We start from the raw sequence: 25184 nt of genomic DNA, 5'->3' as shown, positions 1-25184 counted from the left end.
TTCGTGAAATTAGATAGGAAGAAAGTGATTTCCATGCTTCGAATTTATATTATTTAAGAAAATATTTAAACTATGTTAAAAATTTTTTGGTATAATCTTAAAAATATGTGTTTTATTTTGGGCTATCACGAATGATAAGGAGGCAGAGTGTGTTATGAATGGGTGTCCGGAATTAATTGTAATGTTAACATATAATGACTGTACATCAAAAAATGCCAGTCAGATTTTTGAGGAGTGTAAGAATTCAAAGGCGAAATTTTGGGGCTTCAAGGAGAAGGGGCTTCCGAAAGAAGAGATGAAAGAGCTGTTTGCCTATATGAAAAAGTGTGGGAAGACAACAGTTCTGGAGGTTGTGGCATATACGGAAGAGGAATGTCTGGAAGGTACGAAGAAGGCCCTGGAATGTGGATGTGATATCCTGATGGGTACATTTTTCTTTGATTCTGTCTTTGAGCTTTGCAGGAAAAACAATCTTAAATACATGCCGTTTGTAGGAAAGGTGACAGAACGTCCGTCTATTCTTGATGGGACTGTGGAAGAAATGCTTGAGGAAGCGCGCCGATATCTGGAAAGAGGAGTGTATGGCTTTGATTTGCTTGGTTACCGATATACGGGAAACGCCTCTGCTTTGATTCGGGATTTTGTGGCCGGAGTAAATGCGCCTGTCTGTGTTGCGGGCAGCGTAAACAGCTACGAGCGGCTGGATGAGATAAAAGATTCCGGTGCATGGGCCTTTACGATCGGCGGGGCGTTTTTTGAAAATAAATTTGACGGAACGTTCGCGGAGCAGATCGATAAGGTGTGCGATTATATCGCGGCTTCCTGCGGCGAAGCAGACAGATAAAGGAACGAAGGGGAGGAATCCATGTTTAAAATACTTTATCCGTTCGAGTACGCAGAAAGTGTTTTTGCGATTGATTATGAGAAACTGTACCGAAAAGGGTATCGGGCCGTTATTTTTGACATTGACAATACGCTGGTGCATCACGGGGAAGACTCTACAGAGGAGGTGGATGAGCTTTTTCGGAGCATTCACAGGACTGGCTTGAAAACACTTCTGCTATCGAATAATGACGAGCCGAGAATCCGCAGATTCATGAGAAATATTGATACGCTGTACATATGTGACGCTGCGAAGCCGGATGTGGCAGGCTATTTAAAGGCAATAGATATGCTTGAGATAGAGAAAAAAGAAGCCGTTGTCATTGGCGACCAGATTTTTACGGATATTTATGGCGCGAATAAGAGCGGAATTGATAATATACTGGTGAAATATATGCGGTATCCGGATGAAAAGAAGATCGGAATACGAAGAAATCTGGAGAAAATTATTCTCTGGTTTTACGGAATCAGACGATCCTGTCAGAACAGGATCGGGGATATATACAAAAGGGAGGCTGTCTGAATATGCCGGAAAAGAAGAAAAAACTTTTTTGTGAGCTTCATCCTGCCTGCTATGCGATTTCAGTACAAAAAGAAATTATGAAGCGGCATTTAAAGGATCTGAAGAGTCCTGAAAAATTTGCAAAAACGATACAGAAAGAGGCGCTGCCGCATGTTGTTTCCAGCTACAGTACGAATATGATCAAGCGCGCGCCGGGCATTGATTTAAAGCTTCAGGAAAACAAAGCAGTAAATATCCGACTGGCGGGCAGTAAAATGAACGGAATGATTATCCGCCCTGGAGAAGTGTTTTCGTTTTGGAGAACAGTAGGAAGAACAAAGAAGCAAAAAGGTTACAAAGAAGGAAGAATTATCTATGCGAATAAGCTGAAGCCGGGAGTAGGCGGAGGACTCTGCAACCTGGGCAACACACTGCATTTGCTGGTGCTGCACAGCCCGCTTGAGGTGACGGAGTTCCACAGCCATTCCGACGCGCTGGCTCCGGATGCGGGAAAACGGGTTCCGTTCAGCTCAGGGACGTCAGTCAGTTATAATTACATAGATTACCGTTTTAAAAACAATACGGATCAGAATCTTCAGCTGTGCATCTGGTGCGAAGGAGAAATGCTGCACGCTGAGCTGCGCAGCGAGCGGGAATTTCCGTGGCGCTATGAACTCGTGGAAGAAGATCACCATTTCCGGAAAGAAAAGGAAAAATATTACCGGATTTCCAGGATCTATAAAGTGACGATTGACAAAGAGAGCGGAGAGATCCTGAAGAAGGAACTTGTCCTGGATAACCATTCAGAGGTTATGTATGATTACGATCTGATTCCCAAGGATATGATCCGGGAATAAGAAATAAAATGTGAAAAAAGAATACAGGTGAAAAATTCCGCCTGCGTACCTTGCTGATTGAGGCAGTTGCGCAGGTGGAATTTTTTGACTTTTTAAAATCAGACAGCCCACATTTTTTAGATTTTGCCCCTATCGTTTTTTCAGACCCCCCAAATGGGAAAAGAAAGGTAAAAACAACAGCTTTTACAGCTGCAGGATTTCCGGTTATAGTCTGAATAACGAAAAACAAAGTTCCTGCTACGCAGGAGAAGGAGGACAAAATGAGAAATAAAATGATGGGCCGTTTTACTGTTTTGACGCTTGGCCTCAGTATGCTGGGCGCGCCGGTTTGTTCCGGAAGTGTAATCGCGGCAGAAAATGCGGCAACACAAAGTGAAGCCGGAAAAGACGGGATTGCAGGCGCGGCGCAGGCACAGGCGCTGACACAGGAAGAACTTGCTGCAGTGAAAGAGACGACAGTATTTCAGGATGAAACCTCAGCAACCGGTTATTCTGTAAAATTCTGTTTTACGGATCCGGATTTCGGCACAGACAAAGAAACACAGCGTGTTCGGCTTTACGGTGAATGGGGATTTTCCGACCCCATGCATTCAACGATCTGGACCGGCGAATACGTGTCACCGTGGGAGTGGCAGGATGGCTATAAGCTTTGGTTCGGAACACATACGGCGCCGTACTACGATATGGAACGGGGAGAGGACGGCTGCTGGTCTCTTGTAGTTCCGCTTCCGGCAGGCGGCTATAAATACCGTTTTTATATCGGAGGGGACGTGGATGCGGATGTAAATGATGTGAAAGGCTGCTATATGTCCTATGACCAGAACAATGTTCCTTACTTAAGCCCAGTGGAAAAGGATCCGTATACCCTGTCAGCACACGCTTACTTTACATCGTACATTTATGTTCCGTGGGATCCTGAAAAACAGGCGAATACAGACCGCGTAGACGAGCAGTGCCCGCGGGATGACGGACAGACCGGTACTGTTTTTTATGAGAAGGCGACCATTGCAGAAGGAGATTTTGCAGGAAAGGAATCTGTCTATGGCGTATATCTGCCGTATGGCTATGAGAAAAATGCAGACGAAGAGTACCGCATCCTTGTGATGGTGCACGGCGGCGGGGAAAGCGAACCGAGCTGGTTTAACTCAGGACTTGTTGAAATCCTTGACAATATGATCGCAGAGGGACGCATGGAGCCTACGATTGTTGTGACGCCGAGCATGAATGACTTTGACCGGACAGACGGCCAGAATATGCGTCATGATTATGACCGCGTTTCTCTTGACAATTTTATTGCAGACCAGATTCTTCCGTATATGGAGGAGAATTACCATGTATCTTCTGATAAAGAGATGCATGCGATCGGCGGATGCTCGAACGGCGGCATCCAGACATGGGTTGCTTATTTTAACCACAACGAAGACTATAAGTACTATATCGTACAAAGCGGGGCAGAACCGGCTCAGTCACTGTGCGACATTGATTACACGAGAGAAGATCTGCGCGACGATGTTGTGATGATCGGCGTATCTCTGTATGACAATGCAGGATGGAACCTGGAACGTCCGGTCATTGAGAAAGCCTATATACCGGTTTACAATATGGCCAAGGCTAATCTCCCGTTTGAGATCATCAATGAAATCCAGTATGGCCACGGATATCCGGGATGGAAGATTGAACTGGTACGCTTCTTTGACGATTATCTGTGGAAGACAGATGCGCGTGAAATGGACGTTCCGGAGATTACACCGCTTCCGTCCGTGACATATTCGGATACGCTTTCCGGAGAGCAGCTGTATCAGGCAGCGCTTCTGTACCGCGAAAAGGGTGATTTCAAAACAGCACTCACGTTTATGCATGAAGCTCTGGCAAGAGGCTGCGACAATGCGCTTGTTGAGATGGCAGCATGGTATTTCTGCGGCAAGGCGCCACTGGCAGAGGGTGAGGACAATATTGAAACGGCAACTCATCTGATGGATCTGGCAACAGAGCGGGGTAATGCGATGGCTGCATACTACTGGGGCCTGATTTACTCAGACTGCTCCATCCCGGGCCTGGGCCAGAAAGTGGAAGAAGGGCATTTTGAGGTTGATATCGACAAGGCGATTGAATATTATGAGCTGTCGATTGAGCTGGGATATCAGAAAGCCTACAAATTCCTCGGAAACATGTATTACAATGGCGATTACGGCGTAGAGCAGGACAAGGCAAAAGCAGTGGAATATTACGCAGCAGGTGCAGAAGCCGGTGACTTTACGTGTACGCATCTGTATGCAGACTGCCTGTATAACGGAGACGGTATCGAGCAGGATGGAGCAAAGGCAATGGAGCTGTATCAGTGGCTTGTGGATGTGAAGGCGCACAACAAGAACGATTATTCCTGGGCAGCTTATATGCTCGGCAACATCTACACAGAAGGTACGTATGTGGAGCAGGATACGCAGAAGGCGCAGGAATATTATGGGCTGGCAGCAGAACTCGGAAACAAGGATGCAATGCAGGTACTCGGAATTGAGCCGGAGACGAAGGCAGAATAATCCGAATATTATTTGAGATAAAGTGGAATAAGCTTATATAGGAACCAAAGCTGAGAAGCAGAGTAAGTAAGAATAGTCAGAAATAATCTCAGGCATATGCCTGTGATAAAAAATCAGGATCCTGGCAGGCGAGGCAAAACAGGGAAGCGAATGAAGTTCCGGTTTGTCATTCCTGCCGGGATTTATGTGGTTTTCATATTGTTTCAGAATCGTGATCTGTGATAAAATCAGAAAAGCCAGACAGATATTCAGGAAAAATCAGGTGGGTCTATGAGTTTGAGAGAAAAGGTATTTGTCGCCATTTCGATGGCAGTGTTTTGTATATTTGCAGTATTTTTTATGAAACCATCAAAGGGAAAAACGCAGACAAGCGGCGTGCGCATTGCCGCAATCATGCCGGATGTGACGAACAGCTTCTGGGCGGGGGTATGGAACGGGGTTGACAATGGTGCAGCATCGGCCAATGTACGCCTTTCACGGTATCGGTATGCAACGGGGAAAGATACCCGGGAAATGAACGAGAAACTGGAGACAGCGCTTTTGTCAAAGCCGGAGGGGATTTTGCTTTGCGCGAATCAGTATACGGAGCCCCGGACGCGCGAGCTGCTTGCACAGGCTATGGAGACAGGGATTGTGGTCGTACTTTGCGATACGGATACGGAAGAAAAACTCAGAGATGCCTATGTGGGAGCCGACAATGAGAAAGCCGGGCATGACTGTGCGGGATACCTGCTGAATCACGGGGAAATCCGGACAGCGGTTATTATAAAAAGCAGCGAAGAGCGGATTTCCGGCGCGACAAGGCAGAGGGAGCAGGCTTTTCTGGAGCATTTTGCAGATGACAGTCAGATTCAAATCGAAAAGCTGGTTTTGACCGGTGAGGGAAACGATAATTTTCAGATTCTGGAGGAAAAGCTGCTGTCGCTTGGCGAGGAGACGGCGCTGGTCTGCTTCAATTCTTCTACGACGATTCTTGCAGCACAGACGGTTGAGCGGCTGAAGATGGCTGACAAAGTGACTGTGGTCGGTTTTTCAGAAACAGAGGAAGCATTTTCCTATACGCAGGAGGGTGTGATTGATGCGCTGTTTACGCAGGACAATGAAGAGCTTGGCTGGAAATCAGTGGAACTTGTGGAAGAGCTGGTGAGTGGAAAAACAGAAGGAAAAACAAAGCCGGTGATTTATATTGATATGATACCGGTACGCGGAGGGGAGGGGCGTATTTGAGTTATAGTTTACTGATTGTAGAGGATGAACGGCTGGAGGCAGAGATGCTGGAGGACATGATTCGGAACAGCTACCCCCAGATTCCGTATATTTACTCCGCTGATAATGGAATTGACGCATTGCGGCTCACGCAGAAGAAAAATCCGGATATCGTGCTGCTTGATATCAATATTCCGGGAATTTCCGGAATTGAATATATGAAAGCATTATCAGAGAATCATTTTCAGGGTCATGTGGTGATTACAACAGCGTATGATTCTTTTCAGTATGCGAAAGAAACCATGAAATATGGGGCAGTCGGATATCTGTTAAAACCAATCATGGATACAGAACTTTCAGAATTCATGGAAAAATGTTTTGAACTTGTGCAGGAAAAACGGAAGGCTCAGCAGATATCGGAGGGGATGATTTCGATTTGCTCGTATGCGCAGCGGTATCTGATGAATGATTTTCTGAGGGGAAATGTGCCGGAAAGAGCAATGCAAAACGCATACGGATGGCCGGCAGACGGGAATCTGCAGGCGAGGATGGTACGGCTTTGTTTTGGAAAAGAGCTTGACGAGAGCAGGCAAAAAGAAGTTGTACAGACTATGGAGAGCATTTTTCAGCCGTTTTTCCGAACTCTGTGGACGATTGACAGTCGGAAACTGCTGTGTGTATTTACACCGCAGGAGTGTCATGAGGCAGAAGCGCTGGAAGTAGCGGTGTGGTGTGCCGCATCTGTGCTGGTTTGTGTCCTGGAGAAAAAAGCAGCTGACTGCCTGATCGGAATTGAGATTACATTTACAAAAGTGTGCAGTACGTACCGTGAGCTGATGGAGGCGGTTCCAGGTGCAGCGCCGTTTCAGATTTCACTGAATATGGGAGAGCAGAGCGCTTATGACAGACGGATGAAGCTGTCGAAAGCGGTGCAGCGCATGAGGGAAGGAAATGCAAAACGGGCCGTCCATGTATTTCATGGAATGTTTGAGCAAAAGGAGACCTGGTGGGGAGGCGTTTATCTGTTTTTAAAAGCTGTGCTTCAGTATCAGGAGGAGATTGATGTCATGGACGGGCTGCTTGCAGTCGATGCCAAAAAGCCGATGGAGAGTCTGGCCGGTTGGCTGCAGGAGATCCTGACACAGCCGGAGCAAAAAGATGTGTCCATTCATCCGGTGATTGCAGAAGCGGTGCGCATTATGGAAAAAGAGTATGGTTCATTGGAGCTGTCCCAGGCAACGCTTGCAGAGCGTCTTGGCCTGAATCCGGCCTATTCCAGTAGACGTTTCAAAAAGGAAACAGGACAAAACTTCTCGACGTCCATGACACAGATACGGATGTGCCATGCAAAGGAGCTTCTTGACCAGGGTATGACACCGGAGCAGGTATCGGTGAAATGCGGATATACGAACAGAAAGTATTTTTATGAAACATATCGGCTGTATTATGGGATTTCTGCAGCGCAGTATGTACAAAGGAATGAAAACAATGAGAGAGGGAAAAACACATCGGTTGAAATATGAAGTATTCCGGCTTGTTGTGATCGGAGTGCTGATTCTGTGCATCGTGTTTGCGGTGACGATGTTCATTGAATTTCGCATGCTGACGAGAATGCGGAGCACGATTGACAGTAATACGGTTTTTTCAGAGTATTACGAGGCTATAAACGAGGCAGAAAAGTGTCTGGGCAGATATGTCAATGCACGGCAGGAAGAACAGAGGCTTGCGTGCATTGAGGCCGGAAAACATGTTGCGCAGAACAGCCGTCAGATGCGGGAAACGTTTGACGATCCGCAGTTTGTGGATCACTATTATCTGACAGAGAGCTGGCTTTTCTATTACAATCGCATGATTCTTCCTGATGAGGAAAATGGAAGTACAGAAATTCTGGAAGATTATGCGATGTGTGAGAAGCTTTACCGGTATTTACTGGATAACGAAAATGAGCTTAATTCCATTCGCACGGGAATTACGTTTCGCATCTACCATGAACAGTTTTCACTCTGGATGCGGCAGTTTGCCGTGATGGCAATGGGAATTCTGCTTTGCAGCGCCTATCTGCTGATTTTCAGCGGCGCGAGGGTGCGTAGACTGGTAAAGCCGATTACAGATTTGACGGAGCAGATGCAGGATTTTAAAAATGGGGCAGTATTTTTTACGGAAGATATAGAGGAAAATAGAGATAGAGCCGTGCTTCTTCCGGACAGGAGGAAGGAAACGGATAGCATTCTTGTTACAGAAACCCAGATTCTGGAGAATACATTCCGGGATATGTCAGAGGTAATACGTGACCAGATGGCGGAACTTCTTGAGAAAATGCAGCTCGATCAGCAGGTACGGGAGCTGCAGGTTCAGAATATGCAGATGCAGGTTTCCCTCAACGAGGCACATATGAAGCTGATCCAGTCGCTGCTCAGCCCCCATTTTCTGTTTAACTGCCTGAATACTGTTTCCGGGCTCGCGTACTTTGAACATGCGCCGCAAACGCGGGAAGCCAGCCAGCTGATAGCCTGTTACCTGCGGGATTCGATCCGGCTGATCGGCCAGAATATTTCACTGGAAGAGGAGATTCGTCATACCAGGGAATATATGAAAATTCAGGAGCTGCGGTTTGGGGAGCGGATTTCCTTTACAATTCAGTCCGACGGCATGAACGGAGAGGTGAAGGTGCCATCCATGCTGCTGCAGCCTCTGGTGGAAAATGCGATTTCCCACGGTTTAAAGACCGTCTGGGAGGGGGGAAGGATTGAAATAAAAGTACAGACCTGCGGGGGAAAAGTGTTTTTGCAGGTGGAAGATAACGGAGAGGGAATGGATCGTACGGCGCTTGAAAAAGTCCGGGCAGACCTGAAAGGGGCGGGAGCCCTTGAAAAGATGACCGGCTTGTATGGTGTTGCAGCAAGACTGACGACAATTTACGGAAACTGCGCATCGGTAGAAGTAAACAGTGAGCCAGGGAAGGGAACCCGTGTCTCTGTCACACTGGAGACGGTGCCAAACAACGGGAACAGTTGAGTATGGAGCGTATAAACGGAGAGAAAAAATGACACTGACACAGCTACATTATTTTATTACAATTTCAGAAACAAAATCCCTGAATAAGGCGGCCGAGCTGCTGTATGTCTCCCAGCCCTCCCTGACCAGTGCAATCCGGGAGCTTGAGAAAGAGCTTGGGATCACCCTGTTTTACAGAAGCGGACGCGGCGTTACGCTGACGGGCGACGGAACGGAGTTTTTACTTTACGCAAAACAGATCTACGCACAGTATGAGAGTGTGATGGAAAAGTACGGGAAGGGAACAGCCGGCAAAAAGAAATTTGGCGTATCGACGCAGCATTATTCCTTTGCAGTGAAAGCCTTTGTGGATATGGTAAAGGAGTTTGATCTGTCGAAATACGAATTTGCAATCCGGGAGACGCGAACAGCGGAAGTAATCAGTGATGTCAGCACAATGAAAAGCGAGGTCGGCGTGCTGTATTTATGCGATTTTAACCGCAAATGCATGGAAAAGCTTCTGCACTCTGCAGGACTGAAATTCTGCCATCTGATTCACTGCGAGGCATACGTTTATATCTGGAAACACCACCCTCTTGCAAAGGAGGCGTCTGTCAGTATGGAGCAGCTGAGCGGCTACCCGTGCCTTTCTTTTGAGCAGGGTGACAACAGTTCTTTTTACTTTGCGGAGGAGATTCTGTCTGCGAATGAGTATCCGCAGACCATCAAGGCGAATGACCGTGCGACCATGCTGAATCTGATGGTGGGGCTGAACGGCTATACACTCTGTTCCGGTATCATATGCGAGGAGCTGAACGGCAGTGAGTTTGTTGCAGTTCCGTTTCAAGATGATGAAGAGAACCCGAACAGTACAATGGAAATCGGTTATATTGTGAGAGAGAATACCATACTTTCGCGTATGGGGGAGCGGTATGTGGAGAAGCTGAAGGCGTATCTGGGGATTTCAGATGGATAACGGGCAAGAGCTAAAAACAGGCTTTTGCTCTTTTTTTGCAAAAGTTTGCAAGACTTTCAGGAAAAATATGAAAAAAATTCGATCTATTCACCATCTATTGCTGGATTATTAAAAAAAGAATATAGTGATTCTAGCAATAAAATTATACAATAGGAGGATCAGATGAGATATATCTGCGAAATTCAGAAAATAACAGAAGCAGATGTGCTGGTAATCGGCGGCGGGCCTGCAGGTTTCGGAGCAGCCGTAGCGGCTGCACGTAACGGGGCTAAAACAGTTTTAATTGAAAGAAACAGCGTACTTGGCGGAATGGCGACGGCCGGGCTGGTAGGCCCGTTTATGACCTGCTATGACGATGACTGCACCGAGCAGATTGTAAAGGGGATTTTCGACGAGCTCTGCGTGCGTACAGAGGCGAAGGGCGGAGCAATTCATCCTTCGAAGATTCGCGGAATGACTTCTTATTCGTCCTATTATCTGCGCAGCCATGAGCATGTAACGCCATACCAGTCAGAAATCCTTGCCATTGTGATGGATGAAATGGCGAAGGAGGCTGGCGTGGAGGTTTTGTTCCACACTCAGCTGGCTGATGTTATAACGGAAAACGGAAGGATTACACATGCGGTGGTTCTGATGAAGGAAGGGCTTGAGGCAATCAGGGCAAAGTGCTACATTGACTGCAGCGGCGATGCAGATGCTGCGGTAAAGGCCGGCGTGCCGGTGCGGCTCGGAGAGAAAGGCAGCGGCGCCATGCAGCCCGCGTCGCTATTCTTTGAAGTAGATCATATTGACCGGAACGCCTATATAGCCGGGCTGGAAGAGAGAAAGAAAGCGCTGGATGACCACATGGGAAACTGTTATTCCTGGATGATTGAAGAGGCAAGAAAAAACGGAGACTGGAGTATTGATAAAAATGAAATCGGGATGTATGAGCAGAATATACCGGGCAGATGGAAAGTAAATACAACCCGCATGCCACATGTCAATGCGACGGATACAAGGCAGATCAGCGCGGCAATGGTAGAGGGGAGAAAGCAGGTGCAGGAGGTGCTTGCGTTTATCCGAAAATATCTTCCGGGCGGAAAAGATGCACAGCTGCTGCAGGTGGCGTCTGTCCTGGGCGTACGCGAGACCAGGCATATAAAAGGAAAGTATGAGCTGACGGCGGAGGATATTCTGGAAAAAAAGCATTTTGAGGATGCAATCTGTACCTTTGCTTATGCGCTTGACATCCACCATTCGGAGGGCGGAGGCGTTACGTTTACTACGGTAAACGGATATTACACGATTCCCTATCGCTGTATGCTTCCGGAAAACTGCAAAAATCTTCTGGTAGCAGGCCGCTGTATCAGCGGAACGTCAGAGGCGGCAGGCAGCTACCGGGTGATGCCGGCCTGCATGGCAATGGGACAGGCGGCAGGAACAGCGGCGTCGTTGGCGGTGAAGGAAGGTATCGCACCGGAGAAAGTTGACGTCCAAAAGTTGCGCCGGATTCTGACGGAGCAGGGCGCTGTAATCAAAGAATAATTATTTTGATATAAATAAAGGAGGAGAAACGAAAATGGAATTTGATAACAGACCTTATGTGAACTGGAAGCTGGCGGACGATTTTATGACGGCTGTTCTGATGAAGGTGGGAGTACCGGAAGAAGAGGCAAGGCTTTGCTCAGATGTTCTTCTGGAGAGTGACCGACGCGGGATTGAGAGCCATGGCTGTAATCGTTTCAAACCGATTTACATTGACCGCATCAGGGCAGGAATCCTGAATCCGGTCACCAGAATTGACATTCTGAAAGAGACGCCGACGACGGCGGTTCTGGATGCGAACGATGGCATGGGTATGGTTGCCAGTAAAAAAGCAATGGATCTTTGCATTGAGAAGGCGCGCAAATACGGTATGGGTATGGTTGCGGTGCGCAATTCCTCCCATTATGGGATCGCAGGCTACTGGGCAGGGCTTGCGGCAAAGGAAGATATGATCGGAATTACGGGGACGAATGCCAGGCCGTCGATTGCGCCGACGTTTGGCGTGGAAAACATGCTGGGCACGAACCCCCTGACGTTTGCGATGCCGACGGACGAGCCATTTCCGTTTATACTTGACTGTGCGACCTCCATTACGCAGAACGGAAAGATTGAATATTATGCGCGGATTGGAAAAGATACTCCGGCCGGTATGGTGATCGGCCGTGACGGACTAACGATGACGGACAGCGGGCAGATCCTGAAAGATATGCGTTCTGGAAAGGCTGCTCTGGCTCCTCTTGGCGGCATAGGAGAAGAGCTGGGGGGCTATAAGGGATATGGATACGCTACGGTAGTCGAAATCCTCTGCGCAGCCCTGCAGTCAGGAATTTTCCTGCGCGCTCTGGATGGAAAAGACGAAAACGGCGGGAAACGGCCGTACCACCTCGGACACTTCTTTATGGCGATTGATACGGAAGCCTTTCTGGGAGCGGAGACATTTAAAAAGACGTGCGGCGATATTCTCCGCGAACTGCGCGGGTCACAGAAAGCGCCGGGACAGGAAAGGATCTATACGGCGGGTGAGAAAGAATATGACGTATGGCTTTACAGGAAGGAAAAGGGAGTTCCGATAACGGAAGCGGTACAGAAGGAATTCATAGAACTGCGGGACGAGTTTGGACTGTCGCAGTTCCGCTTCCCTTTTGAATCATAAAAGCAGGCTTGCCATTATACGGTACGGATGGATTCCGGGAGCGGGATATTGCAGATTACTCCGTCGAGATCCGTACTGTCGCAGACCTTGAATAAAAAAGACTGGCCGATTTTTGAAGAATCACAGAGAAAGTAGCTTTGTGTGGCTCTGGTTATCATGGTTCTTCGAAGATCGGTCTCTTTTTCTGAAAAATCAGAGATTTCGCCTGACAGCGAGAGTCCCTGAGCAGAAAAAAAGAGGTAATCAGCGTAAATATTTTTCACCATATCAACGGCGGCCGAGCCGGCAAAGGCACGGTTGCGGGAAATAAGCTGGCCTCCGGTACACAGGACGCGGACGTCGGAACCGTCCAGCTGGTCAATGATTTTAAGTGAATTTGTAATGACGGTAAGGTCCGTATATTCTCTGAGATAAGGAACCATATGCTGCACAGTGGAGGAAGCGTCCATGAGGATGGTGGCTCCGTTGTGAAGCAGTCCGGCAGCCCTGGCGGCAATCAGCTCCTTTTGCGGGCGGCTTTCGTGCTCGCGCAGGGAAAGCGGAAGATCAGACGAGCTGGCATATTTGGAAAGCATGACGCCGCCGTATACGCGTTTTACAAGGCTGAGCTTTTCCAGGGTGTTTAAATCGCGGCGTACAGTGGCCTCACTGACAAAAAGCAGCCTTGCAAGATCGGAAATATGGATGGTTTTTTCTTTTTCAAGGATGGAAAGAATTTCCTCCTGACGCTGACACTGTAGCATACCGGTACGCCCCTTTCCTGCCTGTATCGCAGCATGTGAAAATTGTATGGAATGCAAAAGTTTGCAAAAGTTTCAAAGAAAAGATGACGGTTTTTCGACTTGCCCGCCATGCGTTGACGCTTGCATAGAGGAAAAGTATAGTAATTATATGCCTGTAAGAGTTTGAAATCAAGAAAAAAAGAAAAAGGAGGACGGGTAATTTGAGTACAATTGTAATTGTCGGATCAGGGATGATGGGATCAGCGCTTGCGGTTCCGCTGTGTGAAAACGGACATAAGGTGCGCCTGGTTGGCTCGCCGCTGGATCGGGAAATTATTGAACACGGACAAAAGACAAATGAGCATCTGACACTGAAACGGAAGATGCCGGAGCAGGTTTCCTGGTATTTTGCGGAGGAAGTAAGGGAGGCCATGGAAGGCGCTGATTTGTATATTAATGGAGTCAGCAGCTTTGGCCTTGACTGGTTTTTGCAGGAAATGCTTCCCCTCATTCCGGAGACGCTTCCGGTTCTGTCTGTCACAAAGGGAATGATAAATACAGAAGACGGGTATTTGAAATCTTATCCGGAAATTTTTGAGGAAGCTTCCCGGAAAAAGATTTCCTTTAACGCAATCGGCGGACCGTGTACGAGCTACGAACTGGCGGACAGGGATTTTACGGAAGTGACCTTTTGCGGACGCGATATGGAGACGCTGCGCTGGCTGAAGTCTCTGTTTGAGACAGAGTACTACAATGTCAGCCTTTCTACGGACGTGCGCGGCGTCGAGTGCGCGGTAGCAATGAAAAATGCGTATGCGCTGGGCGTGAGCCTTGCAATCGGAATGTCGTACAAACGGGAGGGCAGGGAATTTGAACATTATAATTCACAGGCGGCCCTGTTTGGGCAGGCTGTTGTGGAGATGCTTCGGATTCTGGAGTTGTGTGCGGGGGATCCGTCGAACGTGCGCCTGCTAGCCGGAGATTTATACGTTACGGTATTTGGCGGAAGAACGAGAAAAATCGGTATTTTGCTTGGAACCGGGATGCATTTTGAAGAGGCGATGAAGAAGCTGTCCGGAGTGACGCTGGAATCGGTCGTAATTGCTGCAAGGGCGGCAGCTGCGATCCGGACCCTGGCAGCGTCCGGGAAAGCCAGGACAGAAGATTTCCCCCTGCTGATGCATGTGGATGAACTGATCAACCAGGGAAAGACGGTAGACGTACCGTGGAAGGCATTTGAATACGAGCTGGAACAGTAGAGACTGGAAACGTGAATGGAAATAAATGAAAGCATAGTGTATATAAGCTTCGACGCTTATCTGTACTATGCTTTTTATCGTATAGGAAACTTCGTCTCCCATACGATAAAAGCCTCCGGCAGGATGCGCAGCTCGCGGAGAAGAAATCAGCTGCAAGCAGAACCGCTCGCGCGCGGCGAATGCGCTTTTGCGCATTCTTTTCATCGTATCAGAAACTTTTTTCGAAATATTCAGTCATGGATCCTGGTGCTGATATTGATAAATTTTACATCTGGAAGAAAAGACAGATCAGTATTTGTGATAACTCCGGTAATCTCGCTGGCGTGGCAAAGCGTGTAAGTGGAATGCGTGCCGACTTTTTCTGCATTACACAGAAAATAGGACTGCGTTGCCTGGCGGAGCATGTATTTCCGCACATGGACGCCGAAATCAGTGGCTCCGGCAATAAAACCGTCGCTGCTTAAAGACTGCGCGGAAAAAAACAGATAATCTACATGAAAGGCCCGGATATTTTCCAGGGTCCACACGCTGGAGGTGACAAGGCTGTGGCTGTCAAGCTGGCCGCCCAGAAGAAAAACAGTGATGTTCTTTTCGTGAAGCTTTGTGGCCGTTTTGATGCAGTTGGTAAAAACGGTGATTTTATAATCCGGATTCAGATAGTCCGCCAGATACAGGGCGCTGGACGAAGAATCCAGCATGACGCTGGCGTGCGGTGGAATCAGGCTTACGGCATAGCGCGCCAGATCCCGCTTGGTTGCTTTTGCCTGATTTTCCCGAAACGCGAGCGGATGGTCGTGCGACTCCTGCATCAGCGGAACAATATTGCCGTATAAAAGCCGGATTAGCCCTTTTTGTTCAAGGCAGTGCAGATCCCGGCGGATTGTGGCGTCGCTGGCGTAGAGGGCGGCGCATAATTCTTTTACGCTGCAGCACTCCTTTTTCAGCACCAGTTCCAATATTTCGTTTTGACGTTGTTCTTTGTTCATTATTACTCCTTTTTGAATAAATAAAATGAAAAAAACATACATATAGCATAGCATAAAATGAAAAATTGTCAATATTTTTAACTCTATTGACGAAGAATTGATAAAGTTTTATAATGCAGATACCAAAAAGAGAAGGAACAGGAGGGTAACAAAATGAAACAGATATTGAGACATGTAACTGCAGGGCTGCTGACATTTACAATGATTTTGCCGCTTACAGGGGGTGGGGCGCAGACGGCTGTTGCTGCAGGGTCAGATCCCGTGTATATCAATGAAAATGCTGCAGAGCTTACAGGAGAAGTGCGTTTCTATACGGCGTTTGCCGAGGAAGTAGGGACAGGCGCGCTGATTGAAGCTTTTAATGAGTATTATCCAAACGTAACAGTGATTCCGACCGTATACAAGAATAATTCAGATGGAAATATTGCGGCTGACACTGCGATGATGGGCGGAGTAATAGACGTTCTGCTGAGCTTTAATGTATCAAATACAGCCGACCGCTGGGCGAACAATATGTTCCTAGATATCACCGACAGGCTGGCTGCAGACAATCTCGATCTTATAACAGAATGGGGAACTGATACGTATAAATTGAACGACAGGATTTACAGCTTTCCGTCGGGCGCTATGTCGTACTATGTAGCGATTAATATGGATATGTGGAATGCAGCAGGGCTTGGCGAGCTCCCGAAAGAGTGGACCTGGGACGAATACCTGGAAGCATGCCGGGCGATGACGAAGGACGGAGTATACGGAGGTGTTGACTATTCGGATGTTGATTCGTGGACGCTCCGTGTAAACCAGGTGAAGGGCGAGAACGGATATTATAATGAAGAAGGCCTTTCTGATTTTGACAGTGAGCTCTGGACAAAAGCGCTGCAGCTTGAAGTGGATGCAGAGGAGGAAGGGATCTGGTATGGAAAGACGGAAATGATTGCGGATAATCTCAGAAACCGCCAGCTGTTCCTGGAAGGGAGAGTGGCCACCTCCATTGACTGTATTCTGACCAGGTTTATTACATCGATTGAGCACGATTTCAAGATCGGCTATGCGCCGTATCCGGTATGGGAAAAGGGACAGACAAATTATATAGACGGGCCGGTGCCGTTCTCACATATCGGAATTGCATCCAACTGCCAGGATGAAGAGGCTGCGTACGCATTTGCCAAATTTGCGGCAACGCTTGGAAACAAGTACATGTATGCATCCGGACACGCCGGAAAATGGACAGGAAATAAGGGGGATGAAATCCTGGAGCTTGTATTTGGAAGCACAGAAGAAGCAGAAAAATGGGTGGATGCGGATACATTCAACGAGTACGTGGTTTCAGCCGGGAAAACGGCTTATTCAGACAGTTATATTGTGGCATATACGGACATTTACGATATGATTATAGAATATTCAAGATATGTTCTGTCCGGGGAAATGACGGTGGAAGAGATGCTGGAGGATCTGAAGACGTACGCTGACGAGGCAATTGAAGAGCAGCTGTAAATATGCGCCGTATTTGATACAGGAAGATCCGCTGTTTCGAAAACATCAGCGGATCTTTCCTTATGCGGCTTCGGATTTGTGCGGACAGGAGGAGAGTTGAATGAATAAAAAGAAAGAGGCAGTGGCCGGATGGCTTTTTATGACCCCTGCATTGTTTATTTTTCTCACGCTTGTATTGATACCGGTTATTTCCTCGATTATTCTTTCTTTCACAAAGTGGAATTTTCTTTCGGGTTTTTCCGGGATTGAGTTTACAGGGGTGAACAATTTTATAAAGCTGTTTACAAAAGACAGAAAATTCAAAAAGGCGTTGGTAAACACTGTTATTTATGCAATCACAATTGCCCCGACAACGGTCGCGTTGTCTTTGTTTCTGGCGCATATGCTGAATACGAAAGTATATCTGAAAAAGTTTTTGCGCATGTGTTTTTTTATTCCCTATATATCAAGTATGGTAGCCCTGGCGGCAGTGTTTCGGTATATGTTCCGTACAGACGGCCCTGTGAATCTGATTCTGGGAAAAGTATTTGGCATGGATCCTGTGCCAAACTGGATGATAGATGGAAGCCTGTGCCGCATCCCGGTAATTCTGGTTATGATTTATGCAGGAATTGGGTTCTGCGTGATTGTGTATATGGCAGCGCTGCAGGCGGTACCGTCCGAGCTGTATGAAGCGGCGCAGATCGACGGGGCAAGCGCAGTGAGGAGCTTTTTTAAGATTACGCTGCCGCTTGTATCGTCTACGACGTTTTATCTCCTGATTGTCCGTCTGATTGCGGCATTTAAAATTTTTACAGCCGTGAACGTGATGGATTCCAATGGCGGCGCTGTCAGCGTCGTGGAGATTATTTACGACGAGGCGTTTGGAAAATACAATTTTGGCTATGCCAGCGCTGCAAGTTGGGTACTGGTTGCCATTATTTTGCTTGTCACCCTGCTTCAGATGTGGGGACAGAAAAAATGGGTTCACTATTAATGCGGGGGTGACAGGATGAAGAAAAAGAATAGAACCGTTAAAATTATAAATACGATATGGGTCGGCGCTATAGCAATTATTTTTCTCTGCCCGCTTTTATGGATGCTTTCCTCATCGTTAAAGGCGGGGCACGAGGTGTTTTCCCTGGATTTCCACTGGATTCCGGAAGTAATCCGCTGGGAGAACTACGCCAGAGTCTGGAATAACGCGGAGATTCCTTTCTGGAAGCTTTTTTTAAATTCATTTAAGATTGCCATACTCGGTACGGCCGGTCAGCTTTTAATTTCTTCCATGGCCGGTTATGCGCTGGCAAAAATCAGATTCAGGGGAAAAAATCTGGTGTTTATCCTTATCCTGGTTACGATGATGATACCGGCGCAGGCTTTGATTATCCCGAGATACATACTGTTTGATGCAATCGGGCTGTATGGGACGCATTGGGCTCTGATTCTGCAGTCATGGTTTAATGTAACGTCCATTTTTCTTCTCCGGCAGTTCTACATGGGTTTGCCGGACGACCTGATGGAGGCGGCAAGGGTAGACGGCGCCAGCCATTACATCATCTGGCTTAAGGTAATGCTGCCGCTGACCAAAACGCCGATGATTACAGTGATCGTGCTTGCATTTATCAGTTCCTGGAATGAATATCTGAATGCATTGATTTTCCTGCCAACGTATGATTTGTATACAGTATCTCAGGGTATCCGCTGGTTCCTGCAGCTGACGGATGATTATAATCTGATGATGGCAGCGGCAGCCAGCGCAATTCTTCCTATCATTATTCTGTTTTTGTTCACACAGAAACATTTTGTCGAGAGTATTGCAACAAGCGGTGTAAAAGGCTGATACTAGTATAAAGGAGAACAGGATGGAAAAATTCACAAAACCGATGGACATTTCCCTAAAATGTGAATGTGACGTAGTCGTAGTAGGGGGCGGGCCGGCCGGATTCTGCGCTGCAGCGGCAGCTGCAAGAAACGGTGCGCGGACGGTTCTGGTAGAACAAAATGGCTATTGCGGCGGTATGGCAACCGGCGCGCTGGTAGGACCGTTTATGACGTCCTATAATAAATCCGGAACCAGGATGATTGTGCGCGGCATGTTTGAGGAGGTGATCAACCGCCTGGTGGAGCAGGGAGGCGCAATTCATCCAAAATACTGCCGGGCGGGAGGGCCGGAGGCAGGCTACCATTTCCGGGGGCATGACCACTGCGCGCCGTTTGATCCGGAGATCCTGAAACGGGTAATTGACGAGATGCTTACAGAAGCGGGCGTAAAGATACTCTATCATACGAGCTTTGTGGAACCGGTCACGGAACAAAATTGCATGAAAGGGATCATCGTTTCCTCAAAAAACGGAATGGAGAGCATTTGGGCAAAGGTTGTGGTTGACGCCAGTGGAGATGCGGATGTCGCCTACCGGGCAGGGGTTCCGTGCATGATAGGCGACGGAAAAAAGGGAACCATGCAGCCGGCGACCATGTTTTTCCGTATTGGAAATGTGGACAGCGACAGGCTGAACGCAGAAATTGAGGCGAATAAGGACAGAATTGATCTGTATATCGACGGAGTGAGGCACGGCGCATTCCACTGGAAAATCCAGGAGGCGAAAAAAAACGGGGATTTCAGCATTGACAGGTGGGTGGTCGGGCTCTACCGCGGCGTAAAGAAGGACGAATGGAGCGTCAATATTTCAAGAATCGGAAATGTGAACGGGACGGATTCCGAAAGCCTGTCGCAGGCAGAGGTAATCGGCCGGCAGCAGGTGGAGGAAATTTTCCGGTTTTTAAAGAAATACATTCCGGGATGTGAGGACGCGGTTTTACTGGCCAGCGGCTCCACGATTGGAATACGGGAAACACGGCATATTAAAGGCGAAGCGGTATTCTGTGCCGAGGACGTCCTGGAGGGAAGGATTCCGGATGATGTGATTTTGCTGACCTCAAGCTCCATTGATGTACATGGGACAGTCGGCGGAGCGGGAACGAAATATCTTACAATCGAAAACGGCGAATGGTACGGGGTTCCGTTCCGCTGTCTTGTTCCGCTGAATATCGAGCAGCTGCTGGTAGCCGGGAGAAGTATTTCCGCTACATCAGAAGGAGCCGGGGCGGTCAGAGTTATGCCGCCCTGTATGGAAATGGGGCATGCGGCGGGGGTTGCGGCGGCCATGGCAGTAAAGGAACAGTGTCTGGTCCGTAATGTCAACATAAAAAAGCTGCAGGCACAGCTGGTGGAAGAGGGCAGTTTTTTGGGATAGAACGCAGGAGACAGAAACGGGAGGTGCAGGATGGAACTTGTAATACAGAATGCAGGCATGACAGATTTCTGGGGAATAGAAGACGGGTACAGGCTAATCAGCGAGGCCGGGTTTACCGGGATTGACTGGAACTGGGGTCCGATCTGGGATAAAGAAAAACTGATAAAAAAGAAAGAAATACCCTATTGTATTTTTGATGAACCGTTTGAAAAGGTACTGGAGGTATATCAGCCCGAGCTGGATACCATGAGGCGTTACGGCCTTTGGCCAATGCAGGCACACGCTCCCTCGCCGGCTTATGTGCCCGGTTTTGCGGAGGCTACAGAATTTGCCCTCCGGACGTACCGGACGGCAATTAAAATGTGTGATTATGCGAAGGTCAGATGGCTGGTTATTCATGGAAGCTCTCTGAATGTGGAAAACAGGCTGGATACAAAAGAGACGATGCGCAGCCGTAATTACCGGTTATTTGAAAGCCTGATCCCCGATTTGCTGGAAACGGATGTTGTGGTCTGCCTGGAAAATCTGTTCAGCCGTTATCGCGATCAGATCATGGAGGGAACCTGCTCTGTAGCAGAAGAGGCGGTTGAATATATTGACAGGCTGAATGAAAAGGCAGGAAAAAAGTGTTTCGCTTTCTGCCTGGATACCGGCCATCTCAACGTGCTGGGGAAAAATCCGAAAACCTTTATCCATACGCTGGGCAGCCGGATTGAAATTTTGCATCTGCATGATAACAGAGGATGGAATGACGACCATCTGGCGCCTTATACCGGAAGCATTATCTGGAAGGATGTGCTGGACGCCCTGAAAGAAGTGGGCTATAATGGAAATCTAAGCTTTGAGACATTCCGTCAGATGGAACTGACTAGGCTGGATCGGGAAGTAGTTCCAATCTGGCTGAGAACCATTCACGATATCGGCGAGGTATTCCGGAAAAAACTGGAGGCATAAGCAATATGAAGATTATTTGCATGGGAGACAGCATCACATATGGGCTGGGCGTTGAACCCTCCAGGCGCTGGAGCGACCTGACAGCCAAAAGAAGCGGGCATGAGGTCATAAATTGCGGGATAAGCGGCGATACGACGGCAGGTATGCTTGCCCGGTGCCAGGTACAGGTATTTCCGGAAAAACCGGATATCCTTATTTTGCTGGGCGGGATCAATGACATCATTTTTACCGGAAACTACCGGCTTGCGTGTGCAAATATGATTGCCATGATCAAGCAGGCGCAGATGCAGAAAATCACGGTAATCGTTGGCATACCGCTCCCGGTTGCACCGGAGGACATGGCGGTGCATGCATGGGATCCGGACCGGGATAACGCGCGTGCAAAAAGACAGTGCGGGCAATATGCCGACTGGCTGCTTCACTATTGTGCAGAGAAAAAAATCCAGACAGTTAACTTCAGAAAGCTGTTTCTGGACGAAAAGGGCGAAGCTATACGGGAGCTGTTTCAGGACGGCCTGCATCCCACTGCCGCAGGGCATGAGCGCATGGCAGAGGAGGTGTGTAAAGTCCTGGATGAATGGAAACCTCAGTGCTGCCTGCCATAAATGCAGTGTATCTGGTTTTATTGTTATCCGGCTATAGAAAAAATCTATAGCCGGATATTTTTTTTGAATATTAGACAGATAAAACCGATCGTGATACTATGCTTTCAACGGATTACAAAAGAAAAAACACAGGAAACAGAAACGCAAGGAGAAATCCGGTCAGAACAATCAGGAAATATCATAGAGGAGGAAAAAGAAATGGCAGATATCAGGAATGCAAAGAACTGGGGATTTGAGACGAGGCAGTTACATATTGGACAGGAGCAGGCAGATCCGGCAACGGATGCACGGGCGGTCCCTATTTATGCGTCAACCTCGTATGTGTTTCACAATTCGCAGCATGCGGCGGACCGCTTCGGGCTGCGTGATGCCGGAAATATTTATGGCAGGCTGACGAATCCGACACAGGATGTTTTTGAACAGCGCATTGCTTCGCTGGAGGGCGGGGCGGCAGCGCTCGCGGTGGCGTCCGGGGCAGCGGCGATTGCCTATACGTTTCAGGCGCTGGCAAAAGCGGGAGAGCACATTGTTGCATCCAAAACGATATACGGAGGCACGTACAATTTGCTGGCTCACACGCTCCCTCAGACCAGCAGCATTACGGCAACCTTTGTGGACCCGGAAGAAGAAGGGGCGTTTGAGGCGGCTATTCAAGAAAATACAAAAGCCATTTTTGTGGAGACACTTGGAAATCCAAATTCGAATCTGGCAGACCTTGAAAAGCTTGCAGAGGTTGCGCATCGTCACCAGCTTCCGCTTGTTGTGGACTCGACGTTTGCGACACCGTATCTGATTCGGCCGATTGAGTACGGGGCAGATCTCGTGGTGCATTCTGCAACAAAGTTTATCGGTGGACATGGAACAGCGATAGGCGGTGTGATTGTTGACAGCGGAAATTTTGACTGGAATGCTTCAGGCAGATACCCGTGGATATCAGAGGCCAATCCAAGCTATCACGGCGTATCGTTTACAGATGCAGCAGGTGCAGCGGCATTTGTGACATACATCCGTGCAGTTCTTTTGAGGGATACTGGCGCGACGTTATCGCCATTTCATGCGTTTATCTTTTTGCAGGGGCTGGAGACTTTATCCTTACGCGTGGAGCGGCATGTGAGCAATGCATTGAAAATCGTGGATTATCTGGCAAAACATCCACAGGTGGAGGCTGTTCATCATCCGTCGCTTGAGAATGAACCGAGCCATAAACTGTATCAGAAATATTTGCCACACGGGGGAGGTTCTATCTTTACGTTTGAGATAAAAGGAAACGCAGAAACAGCGCAAAACTTTATTGATCATCTTGCGATCTTTTCTCTGCTGGCAAATGTGGCGGATGTCAAATCCCTGGTTATCCATCCGGCGACCACAACGCACAGCCAGTGCACGCCGGAAGAGCTGCTCGCTCAGGGGATAAAACCAAATACGATTCGCCTGTCCATCGGTATCGAAAGAGCAGAGGATCTGATTGCGGCGCTGGAAGCAGCGTTTGAGGCAGTGAAATAAACAGCGGCTGCTGCATGGAAATGAGCAGGGGATATATTTTTCAAAAAGGCTTGCATTTGTTTGATTATTATCACGCTTGGAAGCCACTGTGTTCACACTTGGGAGCCACTAAAATCTACTGTATTATCCCGCTTGAGAGCCACCACTATAAATAGTGGCTGAATTAGTATATATTGATATGGTGTTCTTGGCGTCTTCCGGCAGGCATAAAAAATGGTAAACGTACAGAGGCATCCCACCTTCCTTATCTGTTATATGTTCCTGAAACCGTAGAATCAACCACTGCAAAAGCTGAAAAAATAGGCTCCAATATAAAAACCATAGTATGCAGAATGTACGATAATGCAAAAATAAAGGAAAAGGCTCTTATGGATGTCAGGACAGTTCTTGATATAGCAGACATATATGGAGAGGAAATGCTGGTAGAAGCCAGCAGAAAGGCTTTAAAGGATTTTTATACGGTCACATACAACACGCTGATGCCATACATAAAGGAAATATCAAAGAGCAGAAAGAATGAAGCAAAGCCTGGGAATATAAAAAAGCATAAATATGGCGTTGTGCGAGGTGCGGATTATTACAGAAAGGATAGTGCAAAGTAATGAATATGGAACTAAAGAAACAATTAACAGTATTGGAACTGGGCGATCTGGTATCGGTTATAGAAAGTCAGGAGAAAAATGTATCGCTTGTAGAGCTGAACTACAATGACGGGCTGGAGCATCTGCTTGCGGAGCTTATAACAGAAAGACTGAACCGTCTGATTGCAAGATTCACAAAAAATGCAGAACTGAAGTATCCGAATGCAAGTCTTGAAACACTCGACTGCGAGGCAAGGGCAATAAACATGTAAACAGACTCTGCGTACCTATTATATCAGAACGCCTGATATGCTGAGCCATTTTCAAAACCACAAGGATAATCTCCGGGAGCAGGTCAGGTATCGGAAATGGCTTGGGAATTACAAAGTTTTGATTATTGATGAATGGTTATCACCACTTCATTTTTAAAAAATAAAACTTGAAATCATAAATAATATGTGATATCATGAAAGCAATTCTGAATCATATCAAGGAATTTTGTAGCATTTCGTGAAAAGTTGTTCCCTACCCTGTTCAGGACAGAAAAAATCTGCTATGATAAAAGGAGGATTTGATGAGTAAAAACAAAAATATGATACCACTAAAGGAACTGAATCTTACGAGCCGTTTTCTGTTCGATGAGGTGATGGAGGATCCGCAGGCGCAGCAGGATATGCTGAGTATTATTTTCGGGAGGGTGATTTATGCTCTAAGAGACTTGTTAATTCACTGATTTTTCGGTGATAGGCAAGGACAGCTTAGAGCATATTTTCATTCAAGGAGGTCTGTGCTATGGCAAAAACCAAGATTGCGCTGCTCTATGAACGCCTCAGCCGCGACGACGAATTAAATGGGGAGAGTTTTTCAATCCAGAACCAAAAAATCATGCTGGAGGACTTCGCCCGCCGGAATGGGTATCTCCGTTTCAAGCACTTCACGGATGACGGCGTTTCTGGAACCCGCTTCGACCGGCCCGGCTTTATGGCGATGATGGAGGAAGTCGAGGACGGCAATGTGGAGGCAATCATCATCAAGGATGATTGTGTTATTATAGAACGGAACACAGAAGACCCCGAAAAATGCGGGTTTTGTGGTGTCGGTTCTGTTTTTTGACCCAAAACAGAGGATAACAAGAGCGCAGGGCGGCGCAAGGAGGGTAGGACGTCCACTGGTACAACAAAACAAGGCTTCATAGAGCGGGTATCGCCGT

General features: G+C 47.7%; 23 protein-coding genes and 1 pseudogene. 22 read left to right on the top strand and 2 right to left on the bottom strand.

The features are described from left to right. The first annotated feature begins 154 nt into the window (after nucleotides 1-154). From AC6I2O_RS13150 to AC6I2O_RS13105, 10 genes are all read left to right on the top strand, one after another. On the top strand, nucleotides 155-844 hold the full coding sequence (locus AC6I2O_RS13150; protein WP_497742872.1) for a beta/alpha barrel domain-containing protein: 690 nt from the start codon (nucleotides 155-157) through the stop codon (nucleotides 842-844). A 21-nt stretch (nucleotides 845-865) separates the two neighbouring features. Beyond that, a complete protein-coding gene (locus tag AC6I2O_RS13145) occupies nucleotides 866-1405 on the top strand; it encodes a YqeG family HAD IIIA-type phosphatase (RefSeq protein ID WP_120391913.1) in 540 nt (179 codons plus the stop codon). Between the two features lie 2 nt (nucleotides 1406-1407). Continuing rightward, nucleotides 1408-2241, top strand: coding sequence for a VanW family protein (locus AC6I2O_RS13140; protein ID WP_120391912.1), 834 nt, complete (start codon nucleotides 1408-1410; stop codon nucleotides 2239-2241). 260 nt (nucleotides 2242-2501) lie between these two features. Beyond that, entirely contained in the window at nucleotides 2502-4778 is a 2277-nt protein-coding gene (locus AC6I2O_RS13135) for an alpha/beta hydrolase-fold protein (protein ID WP_497742871.1), read from the top strand. Between the two features lie 270 nt (nucleotides 4779-5048). Then, entirely contained in the window at nucleotides 5049-6005 is a 957-nt protein-coding gene (locus tag AC6I2O_RS13130; protein WP_497742870.1) for a sugar ABC transporter substrate-binding protein, read from the top strand. Next, complete coding sequence (locus tag AC6I2O_RS13125; RefSeq protein WP_497742869.1) at nucleotides 6002-7507, top strand: response regulator; 1506 nt, start codon at nucleotides 6002-6004, stop codon at nucleotides 7505-7507. Before AC6I2O_RS13130 ends, AC6I2O_RS13125 begins: the two co-directional genes overlap by 4 nt. After that, entirely contained in the window at nucleotides 7473-8999 is a 1527-nt protein-coding gene (locus AC6I2O_RS13120; RefSeq protein ID WP_497742868.1) for a sensor histidine kinase, read from the top strand. The genes AC6I2O_RS13125 and AC6I2O_RS13120 overlap by 35 nt, the downstream gene beginning before the upstream one ends. 28 nt (nucleotides 9000-9027) lie before the next feature. Further along, nucleotides 9028-9954, top strand: a complete 927-nt coding sequence (locus AC6I2O_RS13115) for a LysR family transcriptional regulator (protein ID WP_120391907.1) — start codon at nucleotides 9028-9030, stop codon at nucleotides 9952-9954. A gap of 162 nt (nucleotides 9955-10116) precedes the next feature. After that, the gene (locus AC6I2O_RS13110; RefSeq protein WP_120391906.1) at nucleotides 10117-11481 is read left to right on the top strand and encodes an FAD-dependent oxidoreductase; all 1365 of its coding nucleotides are present in this window, start codon (nucleotides 10117-10119) and stop codon (nucleotides 11479-11481) included. Between the two features lie 34 nt (nucleotides 11482-11515). Continuing rightward, entirely contained in the window at nucleotides 11516-12634 is a 1119-nt protein-coding gene (locus tag AC6I2O_RS13105) for an Ldh family oxidoreductase (protein ID WP_120391905.1), read from the top strand. A 14-nt stretch (nucleotides 12635-12648) separates the two neighbouring features. Here the strand turns inward: AC6I2O_RS13105 and AC6I2O_RS13100 are convergent, their stop codons facing one another. After that, nucleotides 12649-13377: a DeoR/GlpR family DNA-binding transcription regulator gene (locus AC6I2O_RS13100; protein ID WP_120391904.1), complete on the bottom strand. Its 729-nt coding sequence runs from the start codon at nucleotides 13375-13377 to the stop codon at nucleotides 12649-12651. Between the two features lie 200 nt (nucleotides 13378-13577). Between AC6I2O_RS13100 and AC6I2O_RS13095 the strand changes: the two genes are divergently transcribed. Further along, a complete protein-coding gene (locus AC6I2O_RS13095; protein WP_120391903.1) occupies nucleotides 13578-14615 on the top strand; it encodes a 2-dehydropantoate 2-reductase N-terminal domain-containing protein in 1038 nt (345 codons plus the stop codon). 230 nt (nucleotides 14616-14845) lie between these two features. On the opposite strand, the gene AC6I2O_RS13090 is transcribed toward AC6I2O_RS13095, so the two are convergent. Beyond that, on the bottom strand, nucleotides 14846-15601 hold the full coding sequence (locus tag AC6I2O_RS13090; protein ID WP_497742866.1) for a DeoR/GlpR family DNA-binding transcription regulator: 756 nt from the start codon (nucleotides 15599-15601) through the stop codon (nucleotides 14846-14848). A gap of 153 nt (nucleotides 15602-15754) precedes the next feature. On the opposite strand from AC6I2O_RS13090, the gene AC6I2O_RS13085 reads away from it, so the two are divergent. The 11 genes and pseudogenes from AC6I2O_RS13085 to AC6I2O_RS13035 all read left to right on the top strand — a co-directional run. Then, complete coding sequence (locus AC6I2O_RS13085) at nucleotides 15755-17095, top strand: ABC transporter substrate-binding protein (protein ID WP_120391901.1); 1341 nt, start codon at nucleotides 15755-15757, stop codon at nucleotides 17093-17095. A gap of 100 nt (nucleotides 17096-17195) precedes the next feature. Continuing rightward, on the top strand, nucleotides 17196-18071 hold the full coding sequence (locus AC6I2O_RS13080) for a carbohydrate ABC transporter permease (RefSeq protein ID WP_120391900.1): 876 nt from the start codon (nucleotides 17196-17198) through the stop codon (nucleotides 18069-18071). A 15-nt stretch (nucleotides 18072-18086) separates the two neighbouring features. Next, nucleotides 18087-18917: a carbohydrate ABC transporter permease gene (locus AC6I2O_RS13075; RefSeq protein WP_120391899.1), complete on the top strand. Its 831-nt coding sequence runs from the start codon at nucleotides 18087-18089 to the stop codon at nucleotides 18915-18917. A gap of 22 nt (nucleotides 18918-18939) precedes the next feature. Beyond that, the gene (locus AC6I2O_RS13070; RefSeq protein ID WP_120391898.1) at nucleotides 18940-20331 is read left to right on the top strand and encodes an FAD-dependent oxidoreductase; all 1392 of its coding nucleotides are present in this window, start codon (nucleotides 18940-18942) and stop codon (nucleotides 20329-20331) included. Between the two features lie 30 nt (nucleotides 20332-20361). Then, nucleotides 20362-21285 carry a sugar phosphate isomerase/epimerase family protein gene (locus AC6I2O_RS13065; RefSeq protein WP_120391897.1) on the top strand — a complete coding sequence of 308 codons (924 nt, stop codon included), beginning with the start codon at nucleotides 20362-20364 and terminating at the stop codon, nucleotides 21283-21285. Nucleotides 21286-21290: 5 nt separating this feature from the next. Beyond that, a complete protein-coding gene (locus AC6I2O_RS13060) occupies nucleotides 21291-21890 on the top strand; it encodes a GDSL-type esterase/lipase family protein (protein WP_120391896.1) in 600 nt (199 codons plus the stop codon). A 198-nt stretch (nucleotides 21891-22088) separates the two neighbouring features. After that, the gene (locus AC6I2O_RS13055; protein WP_497742865.1) at nucleotides 22089-23393 is read left to right on the top strand and encodes an O-acetylhomoserine aminocarboxypropyltransferase/cysteine synthase family protein; all 1305 of its coding nucleotides are present in this window, start codon (nucleotides 22089-22091) and stop codon (nucleotides 23391-23393) included. Nucleotides 23394-23761: 368 nt separating this feature from the next. Then, nucleotides 23762-23995, top strand: a complete 234-nt coding sequence (locus tag AC6I2O_RS13050) for a hypothetical protein (protein ID WP_497742864.1) — start codon at nucleotides 23762-23764, stop codon at nucleotides 23993-23995. Further along, nucleotides 23995-24246 carry a hypothetical protein gene (locus AC6I2O_RS13045; RefSeq protein ID WP_120391894.1) on the top strand — a complete coding sequence of 84 codons (252 nt, stop codon included), beginning with the start codon at nucleotides 23995-23997 and terminating at the stop codon, nucleotides 24244-24246. The genes AC6I2O_RS13050 and AC6I2O_RS13045 overlap by 1 nt, the downstream gene beginning before the upstream one ends. 302 nt (nucleotides 24247-24548) lie before the next feature. Further along, the gene (locus tag AC6I2O_RS13040; RefSeq protein ID WP_497742863.1) at nucleotides 24549-24707 is read left to right on the top strand and encodes a hypothetical protein; all 159 of its coding nucleotides are present in this window, start codon (nucleotides 24549-24551) and stop codon (nucleotides 24705-24707) included. A 59-nt stretch (nucleotides 24708-24766) separates the two neighbouring features. Beyond that, nucleotides 24767-25012 (top strand): annotated as a pseudogene (locus tag AC6I2O_RS13035) (recombinase family protein); the annotation flags it as partial. Between the last annotated feature and the right edge of the window lie 172 nt (nucleotides 25013-25184).

Source organism: Blautia sp. St.27G3 (assembly GCF_059728505.1).
The sequence above is the reverse complement of the archived record's forward strand: the minus strand, read 5'-3'. Positions and strand labels throughout refer to the sequence as shown.

Excerpts from the sequence above, each read along its gene's own strand:
- AC6I2O_RS13150 (WP_497742872.1), top strand. The coding sequence starts at position 155 with ATGAATGGGTGTCCGGAATTAATTGTAATGTTAACATATAATGACTGT.
- AC6I2O_RS13145 (WP_120391913.1), top strand. The coding sequence starts at position 866 with ATGTTTAAAATACTTTATCCGTTCGAGTACGCAGAAAGTGTTTTTGCG.
- AC6I2O_RS13140 (WP_120391912.1), top strand. The coding sequence starts at position 1,408 with ATGCCGGAAAAGAAGAAAAAACTTTTTTGTGAGCTTCATCCTGCCTGC.
- AC6I2O_RS13135 (WP_497742871.1), top strand. The coding sequence starts at position 2,502 with ATGAGAAATAAAATGATGGGCCGTTTTACTGTTTTGACGCTTGGCCTC.
- AC6I2O_RS13130 (WP_497742870.1), top strand. The coding sequence starts at position 5,049 with ATGAGTTTGAGAGAAAAGGTATTTGTCGCCATTTCGATGGCAGTGTTT.
- AC6I2O_RS13120 (WP_497742868.1), top strand. The coding sequence starts at position 7,473 with ATGAGAGAGGGAAAAACACATCGGTTGAAATATGAAGTATTCCGGCTT.
- AC6I2O_RS13115 (WP_120391907.1), top strand. The coding sequence starts at position 9,028 with ATGACACTGACACAGCTACATTATTTTATTACAATTTCAGAAACAAAA.
- AC6I2O_RS13110 (WP_120391906.1), top strand. The coding sequence starts at position 10,117 with ATGAGATATATCTGCGAAATTCAGAAAATAACAGAAGCAGATGTGCTG.
- AC6I2O_RS13105 (WP_120391905.1), top strand. The coding sequence starts at position 11,516 with ATGGAATTTGATAACAGACCTTATGTGAACTGGAAGCTGGCGGACGAT.
- AC6I2O_RS13100 (WP_120391904.1), bottom strand. The coding sequence starts at position 13,377 with ATGCTACAGTGTCAGCGTCAGGAGGAAATTCTTTCCATCCTTGAAAAA.
- AC6I2O_RS13090 (WP_497742866.1), bottom strand. The coding sequence starts at position 15,601 with ATGAACAAAGAACAACGTCAAAACGAAATATTGGAACTGGTGCTGAAA.
- AC6I2O_RS13085 (WP_120391901.1), top strand. The coding sequence starts at position 15,755 with ATGAAACAGATATTGAGACATGTAACTGCAGGGCTGCTGACATTTACA.
- AC6I2O_RS13080 (WP_120391900.1), top strand. The coding sequence starts at position 17,196 with ATGAATAAAAAGAAAGAGGCAGTGGCCGGATGGCTTTTTATGACCCCT.
- AC6I2O_RS13075 (WP_120391899.1), top strand. The coding sequence starts at position 18,087 with ATGAAGAAAAAGAATAGAACCGTTAAAATTATAAATACGATATGGGTC.
- AC6I2O_RS13070 (WP_120391898.1), top strand. The coding sequence starts at position 18,940 with ATGGAAAAATTCACAAAACCGATGGACATTTCCCTAAAATGTGAATGT.
- AC6I2O_RS13065 (WP_120391897.1), top strand. The coding sequence starts at position 20,362 with ATGGAACTTGTAATACAGAATGCAGGCATGACAGATTTCTGGGGAATA.
- AC6I2O_RS13060 (WP_120391896.1), top strand. The coding sequence starts at position 21,291 with ATGAAGATTATTTGCATGGGAGACAGCATCACATATGGGCTGGGCGTT.
- AC6I2O_RS13055 (WP_497742865.1), top strand. The coding sequence starts at position 22,089 with ATGGCAGATATCAGGAATGCAAAGAACTGGGGATTTGAGACGAGGCAG.
- AC6I2O_RS13050 (WP_497742864.1), top strand. The coding sequence starts at position 23,762 with ATGGATGTCAGGACAGTTCTTGATATAGCAGACATATATGGAGAGGAA.
- AC6I2O_RS13045 (WP_120391894.1), top strand. The coding sequence starts at position 23,995 with ATGAATATGGAACTAAAGAAACAATTAACAGTATTGGAACTGGGCGAT.
- AC6I2O_RS13040 (WP_497742863.1), top strand. The coding sequence starts at position 24,549 with ATGAGTAAAAACAAAAATATGATACCACTAAAGGAACTGAATCTTACG.